The sequence below is a fragment of the Micromonospora sp. DT227 genome (genome assembly GCF_049841835.1).
Taxonomy (GTDB): domain Bacteria; phylum Actinomycetota; class Actinomycetes; order Mycobacteriales; family Micromonosporaceae; genus Micromonospora.
Map to the genome: position 1 here is coordinate 301773 of NZ_JBNCLA010000004.1, position 20092 is coordinate 321864.

General features: G+C 74.0%; 18 protein-coding genes. 10 read left to right on the forward strand and 8 right to left on the reverse strand.

What is annotated here, in order from left to right; translation table 11 throughout:
- Positions 1-56 precede the first annotated feature (56 nt).
- The 3 genes from ACLQ2W_RS16550 to ACLQ2W_RS16560 all read left to right on the forward strand — a co-directional run bounded on the left by ACLQ2W_RS16550 (position 57) and on the right by ACLQ2W_RS16560 (position 3423).
- The gene (locus ACLQ2W_RS16550) at positions 57-1382 is read left to right on the forward strand and encodes a polysaccharide pyruvyl transferase family protein (RefSeq protein WP_425787185.1); all 1326 of its coding nucleotides are present in this window, start codon (positions 57-59) and stop codon (positions 1380-1382) included.
- A gap of 42 nt (positions 1383-1424) precedes the next feature.
- A complete protein-coding gene (locus ACLQ2W_RS16555) occupies positions 1425-2060 on the forward strand; it encodes an alpha-ketoglutarate-dependent dioxygenase AlkB (RefSeq protein WP_425787186.1) in 636 nt (211 codons plus the stop codon).
- 70 nt (positions 2061-2130) lie between these two features.
- Positions 2131-3423 carry a uracil-xanthine permease family protein gene (locus tag ACLQ2W_RS16560; RefSeq protein ID WP_425787187.1) on the forward strand — a complete coding sequence of 431 codons (1293 nt, stop codon included), beginning with the start codon at positions 2131-2133 and terminating at the stop codon, positions 3421-3423.
- A gap of 121 nt (positions 3424-3544) precedes the next feature.
- Here ACLQ2W_RS16560 and ACLQ2W_RS16565 read toward each other — a convergent pair whose 3' ends face one another.
- Positions 3545-6034 carry a DNA gyrase/topoisomerase IV subunit A gene (locus ACLQ2W_RS16565; RefSeq protein WP_425787188.1) on the reverse strand — a complete coding sequence of 830 codons (2490 nt, stop codon included), beginning with the start codon at positions 6032-6034 and terminating at the stop codon, positions 3545-3547.
- Between the two features lie 32 nt (positions 6035-6066).
- On the reverse strand, positions 6067-8106 hold the full coding sequence (locus ACLQ2W_RS16570; RefSeq protein WP_425787430.1) for a DNA gyrase/topoisomerase IV subunit B: 2040 nt from the start codon (positions 8104-8106) through the stop codon (positions 6067-6069).
- Positions 8107-8487: 381 nt separating this feature from the next.
- Here ACLQ2W_RS16570 and ACLQ2W_RS16575 point away from each other — a divergent pair, with 381 nt between their 5' ends.
- On the forward strand, positions 8488-9744 hold the full coding sequence (locus ACLQ2W_RS16575) for a hypothetical protein (RefSeq protein ID WP_425787189.1): 1257 nt from the start codon (positions 8488-8490) through the stop codon (positions 9742-9744).
- A gap of 78 nt (positions 9745-9822) precedes the next feature.
- Here the strand turns inward: ACLQ2W_RS16575 and ACLQ2W_RS16580 are convergent, their stop codons facing one another.
- A complete protein-coding gene (locus tag ACLQ2W_RS16580; RefSeq protein WP_425787190.1) occupies positions 9823-10455 on the reverse strand; it encodes a class I SAM-dependent methyltransferase in 633 nt (210 codons plus the stop codon).
- Positions 10455-10892 carry an RrF2 family transcriptional regulator gene (locus ACLQ2W_RS16585; protein WP_405093405.1) on the reverse strand — a complete coding sequence of 146 codons (438 nt, stop codon included), beginning with the start codon at positions 10890-10892 and terminating at the stop codon, positions 10455-10457. Before ACLQ2W_RS16585 ends, ACLQ2W_RS16580 begins: the two co-directional genes overlap by 1 nt.
- Positions 10893-11044: 152 nt before the next feature.
- Here ACLQ2W_RS16585 and ACLQ2W_RS16590 point away from each other — a divergent pair, with 152 nt between their 5' ends.
- From ACLQ2W_RS16590 to ACLQ2W_RS16600, 3 genes are all read left to right on the forward strand, one after another.
- Positions 11045-12259 (forward strand): globin domain-containing protein, encoded by a 1215-nt coding sequence (locus ACLQ2W_RS16590; protein ID WP_425787191.1) that lies wholly within the window; start codon positions 11045-11047, stop codon positions 12257-12259.
- A 65-nt stretch (positions 12260-12324) separates the two neighbouring features.
- Entirely contained in the window at positions 12325-13194 is an 870-nt protein-coding gene (locus ACLQ2W_RS16595; RefSeq protein WP_425787192.1) for an alpha/beta fold hydrolase, read from the forward strand.
- Positions 13195-13247: 53 nt separating this feature from the next.
- Positions 13248-13877, forward strand: coding sequence for a hypothetical protein (locus ACLQ2W_RS16600; RefSeq protein WP_425787193.1), 630 nt, complete (start codon positions 13248-13250; stop codon positions 13875-13877).
- Positions 13878-13935: 58 nt separating this feature from the next.
- Here ACLQ2W_RS16600 and ACLQ2W_RS16605 read toward each other — a convergent pair whose 3' ends face one another.
- Both ACLQ2W_RS16605 and ACLQ2W_RS16610 read right to left on the reverse strand, forming a co-directional pair.
- A complete protein-coding gene (locus ACLQ2W_RS16605; RefSeq protein WP_425787194.1) occupies positions 13936-14130 on the reverse strand; it encodes a GTPase activator in 195 nt (64 codons plus the stop codon).
- Between the two features lie 97 nt (positions 14131-14227).
- The gene (locus ACLQ2W_RS16610; protein ID WP_425787195.1) at positions 14228-15118 is read right to left on the reverse strand and encodes a DUF72 domain-containing protein; all 891 of its coding nucleotides are present in this window, start codon (positions 15116-15118) and stop codon (positions 14228-14230) included.
- Between the two features lie 117 nt (positions 15119-15235).
- Here ACLQ2W_RS16610 and ACLQ2W_RS16615 point away from each other — a divergent pair, with 117 nt between their 5' ends.
- The 3 genes from ACLQ2W_RS16615 to ACLQ2W_RS16625 all read left to right on the forward strand — a co-directional run bounded on the left by ACLQ2W_RS16615 (position 15236) and on the right by ACLQ2W_RS16625 (position 17575).
- Positions 15236-15760, forward strand: a complete 525-nt coding sequence (locus tag ACLQ2W_RS16615) for a DinB family protein (protein WP_425787196.1) — start codon at positions 15236-15238, stop codon at positions 15758-15760.
- Positions 15761-15875: 115 nt separating this feature from the next.
- Complete coding sequence (locus ACLQ2W_RS16620; RefSeq protein WP_425787197.1) at positions 15876-16844, forward strand: hypothetical protein; 969 nt, start codon at positions 15876-15878, stop codon at positions 16842-16844.
- Positions 16845-16867: 23 nt separating this feature from the next.
- The gene (locus ACLQ2W_RS16625; RefSeq protein WP_425787198.1) at positions 16868-17575 is read left to right on the forward strand and encodes a Pr6Pr family membrane protein; all 708 of its coding nucleotides are present in this window, start codon (positions 16868-16870) and stop codon (positions 17573-17575) included.
- A 21-nt stretch (positions 17576-17596) separates the two neighbouring features.
- On the opposite strand, the gene ACLQ2W_RS16630 is transcribed toward ACLQ2W_RS16625, so the two are convergent.
- Together ACLQ2W_RS16630 and ACLQ2W_RS16635 are read right to left on the reverse strand one after the other, a co-directional pair.
- Positions 17597-19669: a glycogen debranching N-terminal domain-containing protein gene (locus ACLQ2W_RS16630; protein ID WP_425787199.1), complete on the reverse strand. Its 2073-nt coding sequence runs from the start codon at positions 19667-19669 to the stop codon at positions 17597-17599.
- A complete protein-coding gene (locus tag ACLQ2W_RS16635) occupies positions 19666-20049 on the reverse strand; it encodes an SCP2 sterol-binding domain-containing protein (protein WP_425787200.1) in 384 nt (127 codons plus the stop codon). The genes ACLQ2W_RS16630 and ACLQ2W_RS16635 overlap by 4 nt, the downstream gene beginning before the upstream one ends.
- Positions 20050-20092: the final 43 nt, after the last annotated feature.

Sequence of the window (20092 nt, forward strand, 5' to 3'; positions counted from 1 at the left end):
CCCGCGCGGCGGGGCCCACCGGGCCCGCCGGGCCCGTACGGAAGGTGAGCAACCGGATGCACCAGCGGATCCTCCTCCGCGCCCGCAAGGGCCCGTTCGACGTCCTGACGCCCGAGGAGACCTTCGCCGGCAACTGGATCAGCGACAACACCGGCAACCTGGTCTTCAGCCACGCCGCGAACAAGCTGCTGGCCACCTCCACGGCGGAGGTCACGTCGACCCGGAAGCTCGCCGACCCGCGCGACGCCGACGAGATCAACGAACGGTACGACGTCTTCGTCGTACCGCTGGCCAACGCGTTCCGGCGCAGCTTCATCAACCGCCTCGAACCGATGACCCGGCTGATCGAGCGGCTGAAGATCCCGGTGGTGGTCCTCGGCGTCGGCGTGCAGACGAACGTCGACGGCGACCGGGAGTACCTCCGCCAGATCGACGAGCCGGTGAGCGCGTTCTGCCGGGCCGTGCTCGACCGGTCGCACAGCATCGGGGTGCGCGGCGAGATCACCGAGAGCTACCTGCGTACGCTCGGTTTCTCCGCGGTGGAGCAGATCGGCTGCCCGTCGATGTTCCTGCACGGGGACACGTTCACGCTGGAGAAGACCCGGCCGGAGCTGACCACCGACGACCGGATCGCGCTGACCATCTCCCCGTACGTCTCGTCGATGGCCCCGGTCGTCCGCCGCCACCGGGAGCGCTACCCGAACCTGTGCTACGTGCCGCAGGACCTGCGCACGCTCGGCACGCTGCTCTACGGCGACGCGCCCGAGCACCGGGGCAAGCACAGCGAGATGCCACTGCACACCTCGCACCCGCTCTTCGTCGAGGACAAGGTGCGGATGTTCGTCGACCCGTGGACCTGGATGGCGCACCTGTCCGGCTTCGACTTCAACTTCGGCACCCGCATCCACGGCACCATCACGGCGCTGATCGCCGGCACGCCCGGCTACCTGTTCGCGCACGACTCGCGCACCCTGGAGCTGGCCCGGTACTTCGGCATCCCGCACCGGATCATGCGGGACGTGCCGGCCGACGTCGACGCCGCCGACCTCTACGCCGAGGCCGACTACACCGCGCTGACCGAGGGCCACAAGGCCCGCTTCGACACCATCACCGCGTTCCTGGCCAAGCACGACCTCGGCACCTCGTTCGCCGACGGCGACAGCGCCGCGGCGTTCGACAGGCGGGTCGCGGAGACCGAGTTCCCGCCGGCGGTCCGCCCGGCCGCCGCCACGCCGCCGGCCGAGCTGCTGACCCGCATCCAGCGGCTCCACGACGAGAACCGCCGGCTCGCCGACACCGTGCGCACGCTGCGCGCGCAGGGGCTGCGCGAGCGGATCAAGCAGGCCGTCCCGGACCCGGTCCGCCGGATGCTGCGACGCTGATCCGTCGTACGCCTGTTCGACCGCCGGGGTACGATCGCCTGCGTGTCCGACGTCGCGTACCAGCCCTCGATGCTCGACCTGGCCGAGCACGGGCCGACTCTCGGTCCGCTCGCCCGGCCGGCTCGGCACGAGCTGAGCCGGGGCGCCTGGGTCGACCACCTGCCCGGCTGGGTGCGGGGCTCCGACGCGGTGCTCGACACGCTCCGGCACGACGTGCCGTGGCGGGCCGAGCGTCGCACCATGTACGACACCGAGGTCGACGTGCCGCGCCTGCTCTGCTGGTACGCCGGCGGCCGACCGCTGCCGCACCCGGTGCTCACCGCCGCCCGCGACGCGCTCAGCCGGCACTACGCGCCCGAGCTGGGGGAACCGTTCGTCACCGCCGGCCTGTGCCTCTACCGCGACGGCCGGGACAGCGTCGCCTGGCACGGCGACACCAAGGGCCGCTCCGCGCACACCGACACCATGGTGGCGATCGTCTCGTTCGGCTCGCCCCGCCCGCTGCTGCTGCGCCCGCGCGGCGGGGGCGGCCCCGGCGTGCGCTTCTCGCTCGGCCACGGCGACCTGGTGGTGATGGGCGGCTCCTGCCAACGCACCTGGGAACACGCCGTGCCGAAGACCACCCGCCCGGTCGGCCCCCGGGTCAGCGTCCAGTTCCGCCCCGCCGGGGTGGCCTGACCCGGCCCCGTGCTAGAAACAACTCCCAGGGTCGATCACGCCCCCGTCACCCGAGACAAAGGGCGAGGCGATGATCCAGTTCCCCACGTGGGCCGTGCACGGCGACGGCCGGTCGGTACGCCCCGGCGACGTGGTCCATCCCGACGAACGGCTCTCCTGGCCGCGCACCGTCGGGGTGGGCGTGCAGCACGTGGTCGCCATGTTCGGCGCCACCTTCACCGTGCCGCTGATCACCGGCTTCCCGCCGGCCACCACGCTGTTCTTCTCCGGCCTGGGCACGCTGCTGTTCCTGCTGATCACCGGTAACCGGCTGCCGTCGTACCTCGGTTCGTCGTTCGCGTTCATCGCCCCGGTGATCGCCGCCAAGACCGACGGCGGCATCGGCGCGGCTCTCGGCGGCATCGTGGTCGCGGGCGCCGCGCTGGCGCTGGTCGGCGTCGTGGTGCACGTGGCCGGCGCCCGGTGGATCGACGCCCTGATGCCGCCGGTGGTCACCGGCGCGATCGTCGCGCTGATCGGGCTCAACCTCGCGCCGGTCGCCTGGGACGGCGGCGGCGCCGGCACCGGCGTCAAGGCGCAACCGCTGATCGCCGTGGTCACGCTGCTGGCGATCCTGGTCGCCACCGTGCTGTTCCGCGGTTTCCTGGCCCGGCTGTCGATCCTGCTCGGTGTGGTGGTCGGCTGGCTGGTCGCGGCGCTGACCGGCCAGCTCGACCAGCAGGCGGTCACCGGGCTGCGGCAGGCCGCCTGGGTGGGGCTGCCGGAGTTCCACACGCCCAGCTTCAGCCTGCGCGCCGTCGTGCTGGTCATCCCGGTCATCCTGGTGCTGATCGCGGAGAACGCCGGGCACGTCAAGGCGGTCGCGGCGATGACCGGCCGCAACCTCGACCGGCAGATGGGCCGCGCGTTCCTCGGCGACGGCCTCGCCACCGTGCTGGCCGGCTCCGGCGGCGGTTCCGGCACCACCACGTACGCGGAGAACATCGGCGTCATGGCCGCGACCCGCGTCTACTCCACCGCCGCGTACTGGGTGGCCGGCGGCACGGCGATCCTGCTCGGGCTATGCCCGAAGTTCGGCGCGCTGATCCTCACCGTGCCGGCCGGTGTGCTCGGCGGCGTCACCACCGCGTTGTACGGCCTGATCGCGGTGCTCGGCGCCCGCATCTGGATCGAGAACCGGGTCGACTTCCACGACCCGGTCAACCTGTTCACCGCCGCGGTCGCGGTGATCGTCGGCGCCGCCAACTACACGCTGACCGCCGGTGACCTCTCCTTCAACGGCATCGCGCTGGGCACCGCCGCCGCCCTGGCGATCTACCACGGCATGCGCCTGATCGCCCGCCTGCGCGGCACCACCCCCTGACACCCCCACCCCCGGGCCCTCTTTCACGGAAAGAGTGGCTGTCCGGGGCGGAATAGCCACTCTTTCCGTGAATCAGCGCGCGCCGGGCGGGGTGGGGGGTGGGCGTGGGGTGGGGGTGGGGTCAGTCGCGGTCGATGTGGTGGCCGATGACGGTGGGGCCGAGCATCACGGCGAAGCCGGAACCGTCGCGGCGCGGGTCGGCCGGGGGCAGGTCCACCGGGTCACCGTTGGCCGTCGCGCCCACCGGCCGCGGGCCGATCCAGGCCACCGACAGCTCCACCTCGCCCTTGAGGAGCCGCTGCGCGCGCACGCCGCCGGTCGCCCGGCCCTTCGCCGGGTACGCCGTCATCGGCGTCACCTTGACCGTGGCGCCCGTCGAGGTGACCACCATCGGCTCGCCGTGCCGCGGGTCGTCGGTGCGGACCGCGCCGAAGAAGACCACCCGCGCCCCCGCCGGGAGGTTGATGCCGGCCATCCCGCCGCCCTTGACGCCCTGCGGACGGACCAGGGACGCCGGGAAGCGCAGCAACGACGCCTCCGAGGAGACGAACGCCAGCGCCTCGGTGCCGTCGGTCAGCCAGGACGCGCCGACCACCTCGTCGCCCTCCCGCAACGAGATCACCTCGAACTCGTCCGAGCGGACCGGCCAGTCGGGCGCGCACACCTTCACCACGCCCTGCCGGGTGCCCAGCGCCAGACCGGGCGACCCCTCGGCGGACGGGCCCAGCGGCGCCAACCCGACCACGGTCTCCCCCGGCGCCAACGGGGCCAGCTCGGCGGCCGACATGCCGCCGCGCAGCGACACCGTGCCGGACTGCTCCGGCAGCACCGGCAACGGCAGGACGTCGATCTTGAACGCCCGGCCGGCGCTGGTGACCAGCAGCACCCGCCCCCGGGCGGTGGAGTGCACCACCGCGCGTACCGCGTCGTGCTTGACCCGGCCGCTGCGGCGACGCGCCTCGGCCGCCTCCTCCGACTCGGCCGCGGTGCGGGCGACCAGCCCGGTCGCGGAGAGGATCACCTGGCACGGGTCGTCGGCGACCTCCAGCGGGCCGGCCGGCACCGAGGCGGCGAGGACCTCCTTGAGGTCGCCGTCGACGAGCGTGGTGCGCCGCTGCACGCCGAACTGCTTCACCACCGCGGCCAGCTCGTCGGAGACCAGCTTCCGCAGCACCTTCTCATCGTCCAGGATCGTCGACAGCTCGGCGATCTCCCCGCGCAGCGTCTCCTGCTCGGCCTCCAGCTCCAGCCGGTCGTACCTCGTCAGCCGACGCAGCGGGGTGTCCAGGATGTAGCTGGCCTGGATCTCGGAGAGCGTGAACTTCTGCATCAGGCCGTCCTTGGCGGCCTGGGCGTCCTCGCTGGCCCGGATCAGCTTCACGACCTTGTCGATGTCGAGCAGCGCGATCAGCAGCCCGTCGACCAGGTGCAGCCGCTCCTCCCGCTTGCGCTTGCGGTACGCGGTGCGCCGGGTCACCACCTCGTAGCGGTGGGACAGGAACACCTCCAGCAGCTCCTTGAGCCCGAGCGTGCGCGGCTGACCGTCCACCAGCACCAGGTTGTTCACGCCGAAGGACTGCTCCAGCGGGGTCAGCCGGTAGAGGTCGGCCAGCAGCGCCTGCGGGTTGACGCCGACCTTGCACTCGACCACCAGGCGGGTGCCGTTCTCCCGGTCGGTGAGGTCCTTGACGTCGGCGATGCCGGTCAGCCGCTTGGTCTTGTTGACCTCGTTGGTGATGGCCGCGATGACCTTCTCGGCGCCGACGCCGTACGGCAGCTCGGTGACGGTGATGGCCTGCCGGCCCCGGCTGCCCTCCAGCGGGCCGATCTCCACCCGGCCACGCATCCGCACCACGCCGCGCCCGGTCTCGTACGCCCGGCGCACCTCGTCCAGGCCGAGCAGCAGCCCGCCGGTGGGCAGGTCGGGGCCGGGCACGAACTCCATGAGCTTGTCGAGCGTGGCGTCCGGGTGGTTGATCAGCCAGCGGGCGGCCTGGACCACCTCGCCGAGGTTGTGCGGGATCATGTTGGTCGCCATCCCGACCGCGATCCCGGACGCGCCGTTGACCAGCAGGTTCGGGAAGGCGGCCGGCAGCACGGTGGGCTGGGTCAGCGAGCCGTCGTAGTTGGGCTCGACGTCGACGGTGTCCTCACCCAGCTCGCCGACGAGCAGCATGGCCTCCCGCGACATCCGGGCCTCGGTGTAGCGCGCCGCGGCCGGGCCGTCGTCCGGGCTGCCGAAGTTGCCGTGCCCGTCGATGAGCGGGACGTTGAGCGAGAAGTCCTGCGCGAGTCGGACCATCGCGTCGTAGATCGCGGTGTCGCCGTGCGGGTGGTAGCGACCCATCACGTCACCGACCACGCGGGCCGACTTGACGTGTGACCGGTCCGGCCGGAACCCCGACTCGTGCATCGACCACAGGATGCGCCGGTGCACGGGCTTGAGCCCGTCCCGGGCGTCCGGCAGGGCGCGGGAGTGGATGACCGAGAACGCGTACTCCAGGTAGGAGTCGGAAACCTCGGTGACCAGCGGGTTGTCGAAGACCCGGGCGCCGGCCTGGTCGAAGGCGGAGAGATCGGCCTTCGCGCGGTCGTCCTTGCGGCGTGCCATGGTGCAGCTTCCTTCCGAAACGAACGCGGTGGTCAGGCGTCGATGGCGTCGCGGTCGACGCGGTCGGCGGAGTCGATGAGCCAGTTGCGGCGGGGCTCGACCTTCTCCCCCATGAGCAGTTCGAGGATCCGCTCGGCGGCGTCGACGTCGTCGAGCGTGATCCGGCGAACCGCCCTGGTGGCCGGGTTCATGGTGGTCTCCCACAGCTCGTCGGCGTCCATCTCACCGAGGCCCTTGAAGCGCGGGATCGGGGTGACGATCTGCTTGCCGGCCTTCTCCAGCTTGCGGACCGTCGCCTCCATCTCGGCCTGGGTGTAGGTGTAGACGGTCTGCGGGTTGCGCCCCCTGGTGGTGATCTTGTGCAGGGGCGGCATCGCGGCGTAGAGCCGGCCGGCCTCGATCAGCGGTCGCATGTAGCGGGCGAAGAGCGTGATCAGCAGCGTCCGGATGTGCGCGCCGTCGACGTCCGCGTCCGCCATGATCAGGACGCGGCCGTAGCGCAGCGTGGACAGGTCGAACGTCCGCCCGGAGCCGGCGCCCAGCACCTGCACGATCGCCGCGCACTCGGCATTGTCCAGCACCTGCTGGAGGTTGGCCTTCTGCACGTTGAGGATCTTGCCGCGGATGGGCAGCAGGGCCTGGTATTCGGAGGATCGGGCGAGGCGCCCTGTCCCGAGGGCGCTGTCCCCCTCGACGATGAACAATTCGCTTCTGTCGATGCCTGACGCGCGGCAGTCGACCAGCTTGGCCGGCATGGCCGCGCCCTCCAGCGCGGTCTTGCGGCGGGCGGCGTCCTTCTGCTGCTTCTGGGTGAGCCGGACCCGGGCCGCGTCGACGATCTTCTGGAGCACCGTGCGGGCCTCGGCCTTGGTGCGGCGGTCGTCCAGCCAGCTCTTGAGGTGCGCCTCGACCAGACCCTGGAGCACCTTGGTGATGCCGGCGGTGGAGAGCTCGTCCTTGGTCTGCGAGGTGAACTGCGGCTCCGGGATCCGCACGTGCACCACCGCGGTCATGCCCTCCAGGACGTCGTCCAGGGTGGGCGCGTCCTCCTTGGGCTTGAGCAGGCCCCGGGTGGTGCGGGCGGCCTCGGCGAGGGTGCGGGCCAGCGCGCGCTCGAAGCCCTTGCGGTGGGTGCCGCCGTGGGCGTTGCGGATGGTGTTGGTGAAGCACTCGACGGTGCGGTCGTAGCCGGTGCCCCAGCGGAACGCGATCTCGACCTCGGCGCGACGCTGCACGTTGGACTGCATGACGCCGTTGGCGTCGGCGGCGTTCTCGCGGTAGGTGCCCTCGCCGGTGACCAGCAGCGTGCCGGAGACCGGGCGGTCACCGGCCGGGGCGAGGAACTCCACCATGTCGGTCAGGCCGTCGGGGTAGTGGAAGCGCTCCTCGACCGCCTGCTCGCCGGTCTCGTCGCGCAGCCGGTAGGCCACCCCGGGGACCAGGAAGGCGGTGTTGCGCAGCTTGAGCCGGACCGCCTCGGTGTCCAGCGCGGCGCCGGTCTCGAAGTAGCGCGGGTCGTGCCACCAGCGGATCGAGGTTCCGGTGCGCTGGCCGCGCTTCACCGCGCCGACGACCTGGAGACCGGGACCGGGGGTGAACGGCGCGTCCGGGCCGTCGCCGTCGAAGATCCCCGGTACGCCGTGGCGGAACGACATGGCGTGCACCTTGCCGGCGCGGCGGACCGTGACGTCGAAGCGGCGGGAGAGCGCGTTGACGGCGGAGGCGCCGACGCCGTGCAGGCCGCCGGAGGTCTTGTAGCCGGAGCCGCCGAACTTGCCTCCGGCGTGCAGCCGGGTGAGCACCAGCTCGACGCCGGAGATGCCGGACTTGGCGTGCACGTCGGTGGGGATGCCGCGGCCGTCGTCGTCGACCTGGACCGAACCGTCGGCGTGCAGGATCACGTCGACGGCGGTGGCGTGACCCGCGACACCCTCGTCGGTGGAGTTGTCGAGGATCTCGTTGACGAGGTGACCCACGCCACGGCTGTCGGTGGAGCCGATGTACATGCCGGGGCGCTTGCGGACGGCGTCGAGGCCCTCCAGGTGGGTCAGGTCGTCGGCCCCGTAGAGCATCTCAGGCTGTGCGGTCAACTGGTCGTACTCCCAGGTCTCGGCGGTGTGGTGCCGTTCACCGTGAGCGGTCCCCACGGCGATCGCCGGGCGCGGCGCGCCGCAGCGAGCCTAGCCCGGCGCTCCGACAGGTCCGATGCACCCGGGTGCGGTGTTGCCCGGTCGACCTGCGGGCCACCCCCGGCGGCGGTGTCCGACGACGACGGAAAGGCGTCCGTGCCCGACAACGACCGGGCCGCCGCTCGTCTTCCCGGTCGCTCGCGGGCGGATTGTGAACACCGGTCGTGACCACGTGTCCGGGCATTGACGCCCGTCACACGCCCGTGATGTGATCGCCACCTCAGAGGATCTTTCACGTTTCTATGTGTGAGGGTGAGGTGGGGCATGTCCGTGTTCCGTCGTTCCGTGCTCGTGGCGGCGCTGGCGCTCGCCACGGCAGCGCTGCCGGCCGCCGTGGCGCCCGCCGCGCCCGCCGCCGCGGCGCTGCCCACCGCCGCGGTGGCGTTGGGTGACAGCTTCATCAGTGGCGAGGGCGCCGGCGGGTACTCCCCGGTGGTCGACGTCAACGGCGTCGCGCAGGGCTTCCCCGGATGGTCGGCGGCGAACGCCAACGCCTACTTCTGCCACCGTTCACCGAACGCCTCGCTGTTCCGGGCCGAGCTGCCGGGCATCTCCGCGCGGTTCAACCTGGCCTGCTCGGGCGGGCAGCCGTACGACATCGCCAACGCCTCGGCCAGCCGGACCAAGGGCCGGCAGGTGGCCGCCCAGCTCGACCAGCTCCGCTCGGTGGCCCGGACCCACGACATCGACCTGGTGCTCGTCGGGCTCGGCTCGAACAACAGCTCCTTCACGTTCGGCAGCGTGGCGGAGAAGTGCGCCAACCGGTTCATCGCGGACGCGTGGACGGGCTGGTGGGAGTTCTGGGCGTACCTGGGCGGGCCGGTGGAGCAGAAGCCGTGCACCGACGCCGACCTGGGCACCGCCGCGCAGTTCTCGGCCGCCACCGCGGAGACCACGGCGGCGCTGCGGCAACTGCTCACCACGCTCGACGAGGTCGACGCGGACGGCCAGCACCGGGTGGTGTTCCAGGACTACACCAACCCGCTGCCGTACGAGCTGGACCAGAGCTACTGGAGCGAGGACAGCCGGGACGACACCCGGGACAAGTTCCGCGCGCTGGGCGCGGAGCGGTACGCGGCCGGCTGCCCCATCCACCGCGCCAGCCTGGCCCCGGGCCAGCGCTTCTCCCAGGGCCTCGGCACGCTGGTCAGCTCCGTTCGCGGCACGCTGGCCGCCGAGTTCCCGGCCGACGACCTGGTCTACCTGAACGTGCAGCGGGCGTTCGACGGCGCCCGGCTCTGCGAGTCGGCGGGCAGCCCGGCCAACGCGCTGGCCACCCCGATCCGGCTGATGGACGGCCCGAGCGGCACCTTCGTGACCAGCCTCTCCGGCTACGACAAGCTGGACATCCAGCGGATCGCGAACGCCTGCGGCACCTACTTCCAGACCTGCCAGGAGTCGTGGCACCCGAGCGCCGCCGGCCACCAGGTGCTCGGCCGCTGCCTGAGCGGAGCGGCGGTGACCGGCGCCCGCGCCGTGTCCTGCGTCCGCGCCCCGGACGGCACGATCAGCGTGAGCTGACGCCACCCGACCCGCGGGCGCTGGGGACGCCGGCCGGCAGTCAACGGCCGGCGTCCCCGCGCGTGGGCACCCGGACGCTCAGGCGCGGGTCGCGGTGCCGAGCACGTGCGGCGAGGCGGGCGCCGGGATCCCGGAGGCGGGGAAACGGAACCGGTCCAGCGCGGTCACGGTGAAGCCGGCGGCCCGGATCGCGCCCACGGTGTCGCGGGCGGTGTGGCAGCCGGCGCAGAGCAGCGGCCAGAGCGTCGCGTCGGCGAGACGCTGGGCCCGGCGCAGGCCCGGTGTCGACGCGACCACGTGCTCGTAGAAGCGCAGCTCGCCGCCGGGCCGGAGCACCCGGCGCGCCTCGCGCAGCGCCACCGCCTGGTCGGGCACCGAGCAGAGCACCAGCGACAGCACCACCGCGTCGGCGGCGCCGTCGGCGACCGGGAGCGCCTCGGCCACGCCGGCGGTGACCGTCACCGGGACCGGGGCGGTGGCCGCGGCGGCCCGGGCGAGGGCGCGCAGCCGGGGTTCCGGCTCCACGGCGAGCACCCGGGTCACGGTCGGCGGGTAGTGCGGCAGGTTGCGTCCGTTGCCGGCGCCGACCTCGACCACCCGGCCGTACAGCCCGGTGACCAGGCGGCCCCGGTGCGTGGCCGCGCCGGCGGCGTCCATCGCGACGCTGGCCCGGGCGAAGAGCCGGGCGAAGACCGGGTGCGAGACGCCCATCAGGGGATGGCCGGCCGGGCGCCGAGGCTGAGCAGGAGCGGGCCGGCCGGGCCGTCGACCAGGTCGCCGAGGCGTACGCCGTCGAGCACGGCGAGGAACGCGGCCTGGGCCCGGCGCAGCTCGCCGCGCAGCCGGCAGCCGGTGACCAGCGGGCAGGCCGGTTCGGCGCAGTTGACCACCTCGTCGTCGCCCTCGAAGGCGCGCACCACCGCCGCGACGGTCACGTCGCCGGCGTGCTCGGCGAAGGCCACCCCGCCGGAGCGGCCCCGGATGGTGACCAGGACGCCGAGCCGCTGGAGCCGTTGCACCACCTTGGCCACGTGGCTGCGGGGCAGGGCGAGCCGGGTGGCCAACTCGTCCACCGTGGCCCGGACCGGGGATGCCGCGGTCAGCATGGCGATCCGTAGCGCCATGTCGGTCGACCGGTTGAGCCTCACACCACGACAGTAGTCACTGGACGCCGTACGTGACACGGGCCGATCGACGGTGATCCGCGCCACGCCCGTTCCGGGACCTTGGACCCTGAAGAGGAATCTCCGATGCCTGTTTCGTGGTGGTCGACCCGTCCGACGCCAGAAGGAGACACGCCGTGCTCTCGGAATCCTCCGCCGCCGTGGTGACCGCGACCCTGCCCGCCGTCCGGGCCCACGGCGAGGCGATCACCGGCCGGTTCTACCGGCGGATGTTCGACGCCCACCCGGAGCTGCTCGACCTGTTCAACCGGGGCAACCAGGCGACCGGCCAGCAGCAGGCCGCGCTCGCCGCGGCGGTGGTCGCGTACGCCGGGCACCTGACCGGGGACGCCGCCGGCCTGCCGTGGGGGCCGGTCCTGGACCGGATCGCGCACAAACACGCCTCGCTCGGCATCACCGCCACCCAGTACCCGATCGTCGGCCGGCATCTGCTCGCCGCGGTCGCCGAGGTGCTCGGCGACGCCGTCACGCCGGCGGTCGCCGCCGCCTGGGACGAGGTCTACTGGCTGCTCGCCTGCGAACTGATCGCCCGGGAGGCGCGACTGTACGCCGGCGCGGGCGTGCCGGAGGGCGGCCCGGTGTGGCGGGACTGGCGGGTGACCGGCCGGGCCCGGGAGACCGCCGACGTCGTCTCGTTCACGCTCGTGCCGGCCGACGGCGGCGCGGCCCCCGACTTCACGCCCGGCCGGTACGTCTCGGTCGCGGTCGACCTGGACGACGGTCGGGGACGGCAGATCCGGCAGTACAGCCTCTCCGGCCGACCGGGCGCCGCCGAGTGGCGGATCACCGTGAAACGGGTCCGTGGTCAGGCCGGCGCGCCGGACGGCCTGGTCTCCGGTTATCTGCACGACCGGGTGTCGGTGGGCGACACGCTCCGGCTGAGCCCGGCGTTCGGCGAGGTCGACGCGACCGGTGACGGCGGGCCGCTGCTGCTGGTCAGCGCCGGCATCGGGCTCACCCCGGCGATGGCGGCGCTGGCGCACCTGGCCGAGCGGGACCCGCACCGCGAGGTGACGGTGGTGCACGCCGATCGCACCGCCGCCGCCCACGCGCTGCGGCACGAGCTGCCCGCGATGCAGGAGCGGCTGCCGAACCTGGCGGTCCACCTCTGGTACGAGGACATCGCCGACGCCGAGCTGCCCCCGCTGAAGGCGGAGGTACGCGCCGGCCTGGTCGAGCCGGACCGGATCCCGGTCGCCGCCGGGGCGACGGCCCACCTGTGCGGCCCGATCGCGTTCATGAACCTGGTCCGGGGTGACCTGCTGCGCCGGGGCGTGCCGGCCCGGCGGATCGCCTACGAGGTGTTCGGCCCCGGGATGCTGCCCGGCTGACCGGCCGGGGTCGGCGCGACGGGTCCACCCGCCGCTTGCTACCCGCCGGTAGCTAGGCTGGGCCGGTGAGTGGCGAGTACGCGCAGGAGTACGTGGACGTCGACGGTGCCCGGCTCGGCGTCCAGGTCTATCCGGAGCCGGCCGGGCCACCCGGCGCGCCGGTGGTGGTGATCTGGCCGGCGATGGGCGTCCGGGCGCGCTACTACCGTCCGTTCGCCGCCGCGCTGCGCGACGCCGGGCTCGCGGTGATCGTGGCGGACCTGCGCGGCACCGGGGAGAGCACCCCCGCGCCGGCGCGTACCTGCCGGTACGGCTACGCCGAGCTGGCCACCGACGTCGGCGCGGTGCTGGACGCGCTCAAGCCCCGGCTGGACGGCCGCGTCCGGGTGCTGCTCGGGCACTCCCTCGGCGGGCAGGTGGCCGTGCTGCACCAGGCGCTGCACGACGCCGGCCGGGTGGACGGGCTGGCGCTGGTGGCGGTGGGCCTGCCGTGGTGGCGCCGCTACCCGGGCCGGCGCGGCTGGGGCGTGCTGCCGTACACCCAGGGCATCGCGGCGGTGGCCCGGCTGCTGGGGGTCTGGCCCGGCTGGGGGTTCGGCGGCCGGCAGGCGAGCGGCGTGATCCGCGACTGGGCGCACACCGCCCGTACCGGCCGGTTCCCGGCGCTCGACGGCGTCGACGCGGAGGCCGCCGTGCGGCGGATCCGCACGCCGGTGCTCGCGGTCAGCGTCGACGACGACCAGTACACGCCGCACGAGACGCTGGACCACCTCTGCGCCAAGCTGACCGGCGCGCCGGTGACCCGGCACCGCTACACCGTGGCCGAGGCGGGCGCCGCGCTGGACCATTTCACCTGGGTCCGCGCGGCGGCGCCGCTGGCCGCCCGGGTGGCCGCGTTCGCCGGCGCGCTGCCGGGACGAATCCCGGGGGCGTGAGCCGGCCGAGGACGGGTATGCCGCACCGCCCGAACACGGCGGAGGGGGATCAGATGTCCGAACGGCACACCGCGTTGCGCTCGATGCACGACCTGGGCCTGGCGGCCTGGTTCGGCGGCTCACTGATGGGGGCGCTCGGCGTCAACGGCGCGGCGGCACGAATCGACGACACGACTCAGCGACTCCCGGTGGCTTCGGCCGGCTGGGCGCGGTGGACCCCGGTGAACGCGGCGGCGATCGGCGCCCACCTGGCCGGCGCGGTCGGTGAACTGGTCACCGAGACCCCGCGGATGGCCCGGCAGTCCGGGGTGGGGAAGGCCAGCGCGGTGAAGACCGTGCTGACCGTCGGCGCGCTGGCGGTGACCGGCTACAGCCGGCTGGTCGGCATGCGACTGGAGAAGGCGGGCGGGCCGCCCGTCGAAGGGATCACCGAACCGAACCACCACACGCCGGCCACCGTCGCCGCCAGCCAGCGGCAGATGAAGCTGCTCCAGTGGGCGGTGCCGGCGCTGACCGGCGCGCTCGTCGTGATGACCGCCTACATGAGCGAGCAGCAGAAGCCCGGTCAGGTGTTCCGCGGCATGCTGGACCGCGCCGGCGGGCTGATGTCCGCGCCGAAGAACCTCGGCAAGATGGCCGCCGTGGGCGCGGCCGGCCGCCAGTTGGTCGCGTCCGGCCGCTGAGCCCACCGCGCGGCCGGCGACCCACATCGGGGTGGGTCGCCGGCCGCGCGGTGCCCGGTCAGGAGCCGGTGCCGTCCTCCCCCGGCGCGCCGGGCGCGGACGGTTCGTTGTCCGGCACCGGCGACCCGGTCACCGGTCGCCCGGTGTCGTCCACCAGGTCCGGGGCCATGCTGCCGCCGTGCGCCTCCTCGGCCTCCCGGGTCGCCCGGGGATCCCGGCCGTCCGGGGTCGTCTCGTCCCGCCGTTCGTGCATCTGTTCGCCCCCCCTCGCTGTCGTCCCTGGCCGGTACCCGTGCGGCAGCCGGAAAAACCCGGGGTGGGCCGGTGGGCGCGGTGGGCCGGTCGGGGCGCTAGGCGCGCACGGCGGCGGGCACCACCCCGAGCAGCTCGGCGAGGCGGGCGGCGTCCCGTTGGGCCTGGTCGCCGCAGCAGTTGTTGGTCAGCACGTGCAGCTCGGCGCACTGGTCGGCCAGCTCGCGCAGCAGCACGGACCAGTGCCGCAGCTCCGACTCGCCGTAGGCGTAACGGAACCGCTCCTGCTTGTCGCCGCTGGACCAGGCGTCGCTGTGCCCGTGGAACCGGACCACCGCCAGGTCGGTGGTGGCGACCAGGATCGGCGGCACCGAGGAGACGTGCCCCTGCGGCATGTCCACACAGCCGTAGCCGAGGCCGTGCTCGCGCAGGAACGTCACGGTGTCGACCACGGCGTCCTCGGTGAACCAGGAGGAGTGGCGCAGCTCGACGGTGACCGGAAAGGGCCGGCACCGCCCGGCGGCGGCCAGGATCCGCCGCCGGGCCACGTCGCCGCGGGCCAGCCACGGCGGGAACTGCAACAGCACCGCGCCGAGCCGGTCGGCCGCCGCGAGCGGCGCCAGCGCCGCGTGGAACCGGTCCCAGAGCTGGTCGTACGCCCCGGCGGACAGGTCGCGCCACCGGATCCGGCTCGGGCCCCCGGTCGGCCGCAGGTCCTTCGGCAGCGCGTCGACAGGCGTGTGGTGGCCGGTGAAGAGCCGGAACGCCTTGACGTCGAAGGTGAAGCCGGGCGGGGTGGCGTCCGCCCACGCCGTCGTGGTCTCCGGCGCCGGCACGGCGTAGTACGAGGTGTCCACCTCGACCAGACCGAAGTGCTCGGCGTACCAGCGCAGCCGGCCGGCGGGGGTGTTGGCCCCGCGCGGATACCAACCGGAACGGACCAGCATCTGATCGGCCCACGAGGACGTGCCCACCTTGATGACACCCATGTCGTTCAGTTCACCGCGAACCGGACGGACCGGCAACCGGAGGCTCCGGTGTGGATCGCCGGAGTTGTCGGTGCCGGGTCGTACCGTGACCCGGGAACGATCGAAGGGACGAACCGCATGGCTGTCACGAACGGCATGGCTGTCACCGACCGGGTGCCCACCGGCGAGCGGGCCGATCTGCTCGCCGCCCTGGGCCGGCACCGCGGCTTCCTGCGCCAGACCGTGGCCGGGCTCGACGACGCGCAGGCCGCGCGCCGCAGCACAGCCAGCGAGCTGTGCCTCGGGGGGATCGTCAAGCACGTGGCGATCACGGAGCGGAGCTGGGCGCGCTTCGCGGAGGGCGGCGCCGAGGCGATGCGCAGCGAGCCGGTCGACTGGGCCGGCCAGTTCCGGATGGACGAGGGCGACACCCTGGTCGCGCTGCTCGCCGAGTTCGACCGGGTGGCCGCCGCGACGGACGCGCTGGTCACCACGCTCGACCTGGACGCCGCGCATCCGCTGCCCGACGAGCCGTGGTTCGAGCCGGGCGCCGCCTGGACGGTCCGTCGGGTGCTGCTGCACCTGATCGCCGAGATCGCCCAGCACGCCGGCCACGCCGACATCATCCGCGAGTCGATCGACGGCGCGAAGACCATGGGCTGACCCCCCAGCCGTCCCCGAGGCGGGGCGGCGGCGCAGGTGAGGGTGACCGGTCTCACGCCGCCCGCCGGGTCCGGCGTGTGACGCCCCCACAGGTGGCGGCGCTGAGGGTCACGAGATGGACGCATCCCGCCTGGACCAGGAAACCGTCGAGCGACTGCTCGCCGGCTCCGCCGACGGTGCGCGGACCGCTCCCCCCGCGCTGGTCAGGTTCCTCGACGCCGTCCGGGCGGGGCCCGACGCCGGGGAGCTCGACGGCGAGGCCGCCGCCGTCGCGGCGTTCCGGGCGAACGTCCCGGCCATCGGTCGGGCGGCCGGCATCCCGGAGCTGCGGCCGGCGGCCGGCGCCCCCGGTCGACGGCCGGCGGCGGGACGCCCCGCCACGGGCGGCCGTCCGGCCCGCCGGTTCGCCGGGCTGCTGGGTGTCAAGCTCGCCGTCGCCACGCTTGCCGCGTCGCTCACCGGTGGCGTCGCGCTGGCCGCGGTTACCGGCAACCTGCCCGGCACCACCCGCGACGAGGCGCCACCGGTCGGCACCAGCACCGGCACCCGACCCACGGCCGCGTCCAGGCCCCCGGGCCGCCCGAGCCGTCCGGTCCCCGGTCCCACCGTCGGCGCCCCCGATGCGTCCGCCCCGGCCGGGCTCTGCGCCGCGTACCGGGCCGTCGCCGGGACCGAGCGACGGCGTGCGCTGGGCACCCCGGCCTTCGCCGGGCTGGTCGCCGCCGCCGGCGGCCCGGACCGGGTGGCCCGCTACTGCGCCGCCCTGCTCGACGGCACCGGTGCGCCGAGCGGCTCCGGCTCCCCGGCACCGGGTGACCCGAGCGGGCCGGCGGAGCATCCGACGGGCGGGCCACCGACCGGTGTCGTTCCCACCTCGGTGCCGTCCGGCCCTCCGGCCGGCACCGTACGGCCACCGACCGCCCCCGCCACCGCCGAACCGCCGGTCAGCCCCACCGCCGACACCGCGCGGACGCCGGGCGGTCCCGGCTCCGACACCGCGCGGACACCGGGCGGCCCCGGCTCCGGCGCCGACCGGACACCTGACGACGCCGCACCCGACCCGACCGGCCGGCGCGCCGGTTGACGACCGGCTGGTAACTTGCCCCGGTGACCCCGCGGCGTCGCCGACCGGCGATCCTCCTCCGCCTGGCCGTGGTCCTCGGCGTGGTGGCCGGCATCGTGCTCACCGCGCTCGGCCCGGCCACGGTGACCGGCCTGCTGCCGTACTTCACCATCCAGAGCAACGTGGCGGTCGGCGTCCTCGCCGGCTACGCCGCCTGGTGCGCGGCGCGCGACCGGCCGGAGCCGCCGAGCGTGCTCAAGGGCGCGGTGACGCTCTACATCACCATCACCGGCACGGTCTACCACCTGGTGCTGGCCAATCCGGCGAGCCCGTTCGCGATGGCCCAGCCGCACCGCGAGCCGGGCGAGTGGTGGGGCAACCAACTCCTGCACACCGTGGTGCCGCTGCTCGCGATCGCCGACTGGGCGCTGTTCGACAGGCGCGGCCGGCTGCGCCCCCGGTACGCGGCCTGGTGGCTGGTGTTCCCGCTGGCGTACCTGGGGTTCGCGCTGGTGCGCGGGCTCGTCGTGCACCGCTACCCGTACCCGTTCCTCGACGCCGGGCAGCTCGGCTACGACGGTGTCGGGCTCAGCGCGCTCGGGTTCGCCGCGATGTTCTGGCTGCTGGGCCTCCTGTTCGTGGGCGTCGACCGGCTGCTCGCCCGGGCGGGTGCGGCACCGGCGGCGCCGGTGAGCGGGCCGCCGCCCCCGGCCACCGAGCCGACGACACCGGCGGGCCGCGGCGCCGGCTGACGCTGGCGGCTGACAGCGGCGTCAGGCCGCCTGCCGGGTGCCGGTCCGCAGCCGGCGGCGGCTGTCCCGTTCCCGGCCGTACGAGTCGGCCCGCCCCCACCGGCCCGGCACGTCGAGCAGCTCGATCCGGCCGTAGCCGGCCGGGATGGCGGGGTCCACCAGCAGGTTGTCCCCGCACGGCCGCAATCCCAGCATGACCGCGACCAGCATCAGCAGGCCGCCGGAGGCCCACGACTGCGGCCGGCCGGCGGCCGGGAGCTGCACCGGGTACTTGGTGACCCGGCGCGGGTAGCCGGCGATCACCTCCGGCACCGACCCGCCGAGCGTCTCCGCCACCTCGAGCACGCCGGCGGCGATCCGGGCCGCCTCCGCGTCGTACCCGTAGCGGCGCAGACCGGCCGCGACGAGCGCGTTGTCCGACGGCCAGACCGCGCCGAGGTGCGCGCCGACCGGGTTGTACGGCCGCTGCCCCTCGGCGTACGTGCGCACGCCCCAGCCGGAGAAGAGGTCCGGCCCGCACAGGTGGGCGGCGAGCGAGCCGGCCCGTTCGGGTTCCACGATGCCGCTCCAGAGCAGGTGCCCGAGGGCGGAGGTGAGCGCGTCGACCGGCTCCCCGTCGGGGGTGAGGGCCAGCGCGTAGTAGCCCCGCTGCGGGAGCCAGAAGTCCCGGTTGAACCGTTCCCGCAGCCGCGCCGCGTCGGCCTCCAGCCGCTCGGCGTACTCCGGGTCGTGCCAGCACTCCCGGGCCAACCGGGCGCCCCGGATCCGCGCGTCGTACGCGTACCCCTGGAGTTCGGCGGTGGCGCGCGGGAACGGCGGCTCGACGCCGTGCCGGTCGACGATCGCCTCCGGCGAGTTGCGCCAGGTCTGGTTGGCCAGCCCGTTGACCGTGTTGCGCGGCTGGTAGCGCAGGTAGCCGTCGCCGTACGGGTCGCCGTACTCGGTCAGCCAGTCCAGCGCCATCCGGGCCGGGTGACGCAGTTGCCGGACCAGGTCCGCGTCGCCGCTCCAGCGCTCGTACTCGTCGAGCAGGACGACGAAGAGCGGCGTGGTGTCGGCCGCCCCGTAGTAGAGCGCGGTCGGCTCCTCGTCGAACGCGGCCGCCTCGCCGTACCGCAGCTCGCCGAGGATCTTGCCGGGTTCCTCGTCGTGGTAGTCGTCGAGCTGGCCGCCCTGCAACAGCGCGAGCATCCGCAGCGTCGGCGGCGTCAGTTCGGGCGTGAACGGCAGCGTCTCCAGGCAGGTGATCAGCGCATCGCGGCCGTACAGCGTCATCGCCCAGGGCAGCCCGCCGACCGGCACCCGCTCGGCGTACGCCAGGGGGGTGTACCGCAGCGCGGCCAGGTCGGTCAGCGCCTGCCGGTACGCGGCGGCCAGGGGTTGGCGTTCGGCGACGAGTTGCGGCGCCTGGTCGCGCCAACGGGCCAGGTCGTCGTGCATGCCCTGCCGGACCCGCTTGCGGTGCGCCTCGATGTCGGCCCGCAGGTCCCGTTCCCCGGCGCCCTGGATGATCATTCGGACGTGCAGGTCGGTGTGCCACGCGCCGTTCGGGTCGACCCGGATGCGGAACGTCATCCCCCGCTGGTCGACCTCGACCGGGGCGGTGCTGGAGACGCGGGTCTCCCGGGTGAACCGTCCGCGCTGGTAGCGGATCCGCAGCTCCCGGTGCTCCGGGTCGGCGGTGGCCGCCGGCCGGCGCGGGGCGGGATGGCGGATCTCGGCGGTGTCGGCGAAGTCGCTGGCGATCTCCATCCGTACGACGAAGTCGACCGGCTCGGCGGCGTGGTTCAGCACCATGATCCGCTCGTGGAACGTCTCCCCGAGCGAGCGGTAACGGATCACCGAGACGTCCGCGTCCACGTAGTGGCTGGCGGCGCCGGGCACCAGCACGAAGCGGGTCTCGAAGTAGGTCAGGTCGTCACGGGACAACGACTGCAACCGCTCGCCGTCGACCGTCAGCACCCAGCGGGACAGGAACCGGGTGTCGAAGGAGAACAGGCCGATCGGCGCGCACGGGTGGGCCTCCATGTCGCCCTGCGCGTCGCCCATGGCGAACGTGTTGCCGGTGAGGACGGAGACCAGTTCCTGCTTCATCGGGCCACCGGCCGGTGGAGGGAGCCGGCCACGTCCCGGGGATGCCGGGCGTCCGGCGGGCCGGGGAAGATCCGGCGCAACGTCATCAGCAGTCTCAGGTTGCCCTGCACGGTGATGGCGTTGCTCAGGAGCGCCGCGGCGATGTGCAGGCGGCCCGCGGCGATCCGGTCGAACACCTCCCGGTCGGCGTGGACGATCAGCTCCGCCTCCTCGGCCGAGCGGGCCACCCGGACGTCCTGCCGGTCGATGCTCAGGTACCAGTGTTCGGTCCGGCCGCCCTCCCGCAGGTCCAGGCGGACCGTGCCGGACGTGGTCTCCGGCAGCTCGGGGTGCCGGCCGGCCGCCCCCCGGGCCAGGTGCTCCGCGGCGGAGGTGCTCATCGGTCCTCCCTCGTGCGTCGTCGCGGCGGCCCGACGTGCGGCT

Bases quoted from the DNA above. Each gene is read 5' to 3' on its own strand.
- ACLQ2W_RS16630 (WP_425787199.1), bottom strand. From the start codon at position 19,669: ATGAAGCAGGAACTGGTCTCCGTCCTCACCGGCAACACGTTCGCCATG.
- ACLQ2W_RS16620 (WP_425787197.1), top strand. From the start codon at position 15,876: ATGGACGCATCCCGCCTGGACCAGGAAACCGTCGAGCGACTGCTCGCC.
- ACLQ2W_RS16615 (WP_425787196.1), top strand. From the start codon at position 15,236: ATGGCTGTCACGAACGGCATGGCTGTCACCGACCGGGTGCCCACCGGC.
- ACLQ2W_RS16605 (WP_425787194.1), bottom strand. From the start codon at position 14,130: ATGCACGAACGGCGGGACGAGACGACCCCGGACGGCCGGGATCCCCGG.
- ACLQ2W_RS16560 (WP_425787187.1), top strand. From the start codon at position 2,131: ATGATCCAGTTCCCCACGTGGGCCGTGCACGGCGACGGCCGGTCGGTA.
- ACLQ2W_RS16610 (WP_425787195.1), bottom strand. From the start codon at position 15,118: ATGGGTGTCATCAAGGTGGGCACGTCCTCGTGGGCCGATCAGATGCTG.
- ACLQ2W_RS16580 (WP_425787190.1), bottom strand. From the start codon at position 10,455: ATGGGCGTCTCGCACCCGGTCTTCGCCCGGCTCTTCGCCCGGGCCAGC.
- ACLQ2W_RS16635 (WP_425787200.1), bottom strand. From the start codon at position 20,049: ATGAGCACCTCCGCCGCGGAGCACCTGGCCCGGGGGGCGGCCGGCCGG.
- ACLQ2W_RS16570 (WP_425787430.1), bottom strand. From the start codon at position 8,106: ATGCTCTACGGGGCCGACGACCTGACCCACCTGGAGGGCCTCGACGCC.
- ACLQ2W_RS16550 (WP_425787185.1), top strand. From the start codon at position 57: ATGCACCAGCGGATCCTCCTCCGCGCCCGCAAGGGCCCGTTCGACGTC.
- ACLQ2W_RS16565 (WP_425787188.1), bottom strand. From the start codon at position 6,034: ATGGCACGCCGCAAGGACGACCGCGCGAAGGCCGATCTCTCCGCCTTC.
- ACLQ2W_RS16575 (WP_425787189.1), top strand. From the start codon at position 8,488: ATGTCCGTGTTCCGTCGTTCCGTGCTCGTGGCGGCGCTGGCGCTCGCC.
- ACLQ2W_RS16600 (WP_425787193.1), top strand. From the start codon at position 13,248: ATGTCCGAACGGCACACCGCGTTGCGCTCGATGCACGACCTGGGCCTG.